The sequence below is a fragment of the Sphingobacterium shayense genome (assembly GCF_013179575.1).
Classification (GTDB): domain Bacteria; phylum Bacteroidota; class Bacteroidia; order Sphingobacteriales; family Sphingobacteriaceae; genus Sphingobacterium; species Sphingobacterium shayense.
This window is the reverse complement of the sequence record NZ_JABMCQ010000228.1, coordinates 1-4,788: the sequence shown is the minus strand read 5'-3', so window position 1 is coordinate 4,788 and position 4,788 is coordinate 1. Positions and strand designations below refer to the sequence as shown.

4 protein-coding genes are annotated in these 4,788 nt (G+C 41.0%); 1 reads left to right on the top strand and 3 read right to left on the bottom strand.

What is annotated here, in order from left to right; translation table 11 throughout:
• The coding region (locus HP439_RS17720) for a type II toxin-antitoxin system HipA family toxin (protein WP_172391666.1) at positions 1 to 988 on the top strand (988 nt) is incomplete at its 5' end.
• 139 nt (positions 989 to 1,127) lie between these two features.
• On the opposite strand, the gene HP439_RS17715 is transcribed toward HP439_RS17720, so the two are convergent.
• The 3 genes from HP439_RS17715 to HP439_RS17705 all read right to left on the bottom strand — a co-directional run.
• The gene (locus tag HP439_RS17715; protein ID WP_172391665.1) at positions 1,128 to 1,811 is read right to left on the bottom strand and encodes a DUF6624 domain-containing protein; all 684 of its coding nucleotides are present in this window, start codon (positions 1,809 to 1,811) and stop codon (positions 1,128 to 1,130) included.
• A gap of 269 nt (positions 1,812 to 2,080) precedes the next feature.
• Positions 2,081 to 3,310, bottom strand: coding sequence for an FN3 domain-containing metallophosphoesterase family protein (locus HP439_RS17710; protein WP_172391664.1), 1,230 nt, complete (start codon positions 3,308 to 3,310; stop codon positions 2,081 to 2,083).
• Positions 3,311 to 3,318: 8 nt separating this feature from the next.
• Positions 3,319 to 4,788, bottom strand: a 1,470-nt coding sequence (locus HP439_RS17705) for a RagB/SusD family nutrient uptake outer membrane protein (RefSeq protein WP_172391663.1), incomplete at its 5' end; no start/stop codon positions are given.

Sequence of the window (4,788 nt, the reverse complement as noted above, 5' to 3'; positions counted from 1 at the left end):
GAAACGCAGAGAAGTTCAATTAGCTATAACGAATGGTACGAAAGCACGAACATTATATGACATAGACTTCCTGTTAGGGGTATATGACGAGACAAGAATGGGAGCATTTCGTTTTAAACTTGATCCCACTGGTGATTTTTTGGATAATAATAGTGAAAAATCTACCCCCCCTTGGTCAAATGTGCGTGAACTGCAGCAAGCAGTGGTCCAATATGAGAATGACGCTGAAAGCAAAGCTATTAATAATTGGCTGAAGCTACTAATTGCTCCTGGATCTTCTCTAGGTGGAGCAAGACCAAAAGCTAATATTTTAGACGACGAAAATCAATTATGGATCGCCAAATTTCCTTCGAAAAATGATTCCATAGACAAAGCTGCATGGGAGTTTTTGACATATAAACTGGCAATTAATGCCGGAGTTGACATGGCAGATTGTAGACTACAAAAAGTTAGTGGTCGTTTTCATACTTTCTTTACGCGACGATTCGACCGAATCGGTACCGATCGAATCCACTTCTCGTCAGCGATGACTATGACAGGAAATAATGAGGATACAATAAAAGACCAGCCAGCTAGTTATTTAGATATTGTAGAATTTATTCAAGACCACGGCTGTAATATTGATGAAAATCTAGCTCAATTATGGCGGAGAATAGTATTTAATATAGCCGTTTCTAATACGGATGATCATTTGAGAAATCATGGATTTGTTTTGAACGCTCAAGGTTGGGAATTATCTCCGGCTTATGATATAAACCCTTCAATTGATAAAGATGGATTAGCACTGAATATCGACATGACGAATAACGATTTAGATTTCGAATTAGCCAAGAATGTCGGCGAGTATTTTAGACTGGACAACTTTAAAATGAATCGAATTATCCGTGAAGTCGTAGACTCAGTTAAACATTGGGAAGAATTCGCTAAAGAGATTGGCATTCCAAGAACCGAGCAAAAATTAATGGGGGCGGCGTTCAAAACGGATTAGAATCTTAACACCGCTTAATAAGCCTTTTTAGTCACTGAAATATGCATCTATTTTTTTAGAACTATCATCGTGGAGTTTTTTAGCAAAAAATAATATTTCCCATAACACAGTTGAATAAAATTACCACAGCACGATTTCCTTAGTGGTATAAATTTGGGGAGCTTACTCCTTTTTTCAAATACGAATCTTTATTCATCTCATAATGCATTGTAGTCATTTGATTAAGATATTCTTTAAGAGGAGTCAAGCCAAACTCAAGCCTGAGCTGATCAACCCTAGCGGAATCTAGCAATCCAATTTTTGGGAAAGCTCTCCCTGTTGTTTGCACTTCATAAGTAACTTGCGTTCCAAACCTTTGTTTTTTATTAGCGTTTACCTGAACACGGTCAAATAAATAGGCAAAATTTTCTGCATTGGCCTTCCCCTTTTTTACAGCCTTCTCCATGTCTTTTAATATTTGTTTTTGAAAATCAGGGAATTGGTCGCAATGTTGCACGAGAAGCCAAAAATGTGTTGCTCCTTCCTTGCCAACCATATCATAGCCAAGAAAGCCGTATTTTTGATAGTAAACATCTAGTTTTTCTTTATGCGACGTGAACACGCTATCTTTAAAATTTTGCCACTTTTCAGTGCTATACGTCTTGTAAATTCCTTGTCGAGGACTCGCGGCAATCTGGTCTATTGTGACCATCTCTAAAAGTTCCTTCTTGATATTTACACGCTCTGCTTCCGATATTTGTTTAACATTTTTACAAGACGAAAAATAAATTAGTAACGAAAGCATGACAACGGTTGTCAGAATATACTTAGTTGAACTTTTCATACTATTCCTTTAAAAAATATAACTTACTGTATATAAAACTACTAAATCACCATAACAAACATAAATCAATGTAAAATATTCTTATTTTGCTCATAGTCGCTAACCGTCAGAACACATACGAAAAAAGACTCTACTGATAAAGTTCGTTATCGAAAAACTATTTTAAAGAAAGACCTGTTACCGAGAAAGAGTCCAAGAAAAAGGCGCTAAGCAAAAGGGCTTATGAAAAAATCATAAGCCCTTAGATATTTGTTTAAAAACCTTAAAGGTTATACGTGCCGCTGCGGGTCTAACCTCACCGATCCTAACGTCTCTCCAGTTTCTTGGATAAGATTCGCTTCAAGTTTAGACTGATCGGCTTCAACCTTGATAATCGTCCGTTGCCCTTCCTTCGGCCCGGCTCCAATAATGATCGGATAACTATGCTCTGCCTGCGTCTGGTGTATACCAGGACGATGCGTATGCCCACTGATCACCAAATCCACGTTTTGGTTTTCCAACACAGGGTGAAAAACCTTTCGACAGTGCATTGCACCGTGCCAATCACCAGAATGAAAAGGTGGAATATGCATGATTACAACTCGATACAATGCTTTTTTCGCTGCCTCTGAATTTAACTCCTCGCTCAACCACTTTGCCTGTTCCTCCCGGAATGGATCGAACTGCGCCATTCCGTAATAAGCGTCGTCACCGTCCGGCTTGTCCTCGCCTGTATCCAAAGCGACAAAAAAGACCGGACCTCGAACGAAAGAGAAATATGCGCGTTTATCGATATTTTCAAAATAATCATCCATTGCGTAAGAAAAAGCGCCGCGCGTTTCATGATTTCCACGCATCAACATAAAGGGCTTCTGCGAAGCGAAAAGAGCTGTACAGGGATTGATCAAATGGTCGATTAATTGCTTCTCGCCGGTTTGATAATCAAATGTATCTCCATTCAAGATCACATCTTCGTATTGCTTGCTACCATACAAACGCTCTAACACTTCAAACGAATGCGGCCGATCATGTACATCATTCAACACAAGCAATGATGCTGTCGAGCTACTCGGGTTTACTGTATCAAACGAGAATTTATCGCTGCTCAAAGTTGCACCAAAAGCCTTCGCATAGGCTTCAAACTTCACGATTTCTTTACTAACGACCCTATAACCGTATGACGTATTTGGTTGTAGTCCCTCCACACGAATCTTGTTGATGGTATTATTAGCTAACACCAATCCGTTCTTTACCGTTCGTGCAACCTGTACTTTAGCCGGATCCTCCGCCGGCCAATACTCGACGTGGCTAAAGGCTGGTCCGCTAGTAATCCAACAAACAGTAATCCCATCTTGTGTACGGTGTTGCAAATATGGTGCGGTTAAAAATGCAAATGTGGCCTGTCCTTTTGAGGCCGGCCTGTCGATAATTTCAGTCGCAAGACCTGACTTTCCAACGAGCGTCGCTGCAGATGTTAACGCCAGCGTTTTTATAAAATTTCTTCTTTTAAAGTATGTCATCGTGTCAATTATTCGTATCCTGGATTTTGTATTAATTCACTGTTTTTGTTTAATTCTTCCCTGAAAATAGGAAAAAAGTAAGACTTATTATTCCATGAACGGTCCTCAAATTTTACATGTCTTACTATCGGCGTCTTGGACGTCGTTTTATCCGGATTCAAAGGGTATTCTACTTTTGCCTGAAATGCAGGGCTATACGCCTTTGGGCCGATCATCCATCGCCTCACGTCGAAAAATCGATGCTCTTCGAAAGCCAATTCAACCCGGCGCTCGTTTCTATAGACCTCTTTAAGTTCTTCTCCACTCGCCGTTGTCGCTGGCAATCCAGCTCTTTTACGAACCAAATTGATATACTGACGTGCTTCTCCCTCCTGTCCTAATTCTAAGCATGCCTCCGCATAGTTAAGCAATACTTCAGCGTAACGGAAAAATCTCCAGGTAACTGATTGACGAACATACTGTACATTCATATTTGGATCGATGTATTTTCGACAATAATAGCCGGTGTACGATCCATTCCAATTTTCAATAGGTCCGTTCCTTGTATCAATTCCGTAAGCATCGTATTCTTTGTTAATCTTAGCATCCCATCGTTTATACACACCGGTCTGAAGCTTATTTTCCGGATCAAGCCCCTGAGCGTCCGCAGGGCGCTGTCTCCATGATGCCCCATCATAAAAAATAGTCGCGTAGAAACGAGGTTCGCGGTTAGCATATGGATTGGCCGCATGTTCTGGATTATTCCAATCAAAGGGCGTACCGTCATTCATTTGGAACGCGTCCACAAAATTGGCTATCGGTGCATTCACGCCCCATCCATAATATCCGTTCGGGGACGTATACAACCCCCAACGTTGATCCATAACAGTAACAAAGTACTTAACCATAATATCCTCTGACGTATTATTGGTCAAGAAAATTTCCGTCAGGTTAGCCGCAACAGAATCGCCTTCACTTGGTTCTGCTTTGTGTAAAGCATATGTACCCAAATCGATGATTTCCTTTGCAGCATTTTTTGCCTTTTGCCAGCGACCTTCCTTACCATCGTCAGTATAGCCCAATAATGCTGGCTCATCAAACGCAGATATAACCTCGTTCGGACTATGCAGATCACTAGCCGCATATAGAAGAACCCTTGATTTCAAAGCTAGAGCAGCGCCTTTTGTCGCTCGTCCGATGCGTGCTCCACTGTATGCCGTTGGCAATAGGGCTGCCGCCTTATCGCACTCAGCGACAATAAAATCAATACATTCTGCATAGGAGTTGCGTGGCACCATAAATTCACTATTCAGGTCATAGGCCTCCGTAACCAAAGGTACACCACCATAGAGCGCTACTAAATAATGATACATAAATGCTCGTAAAAAATGTGCTTCACCAGTCAATCGATCCTTATCGGACTTGCCGTCAGTAACCTCGCCTGTAAAGGGCACCTCTTCCACCTTACTAAAGAAAACGTTCGCGTATCGGATAGACTT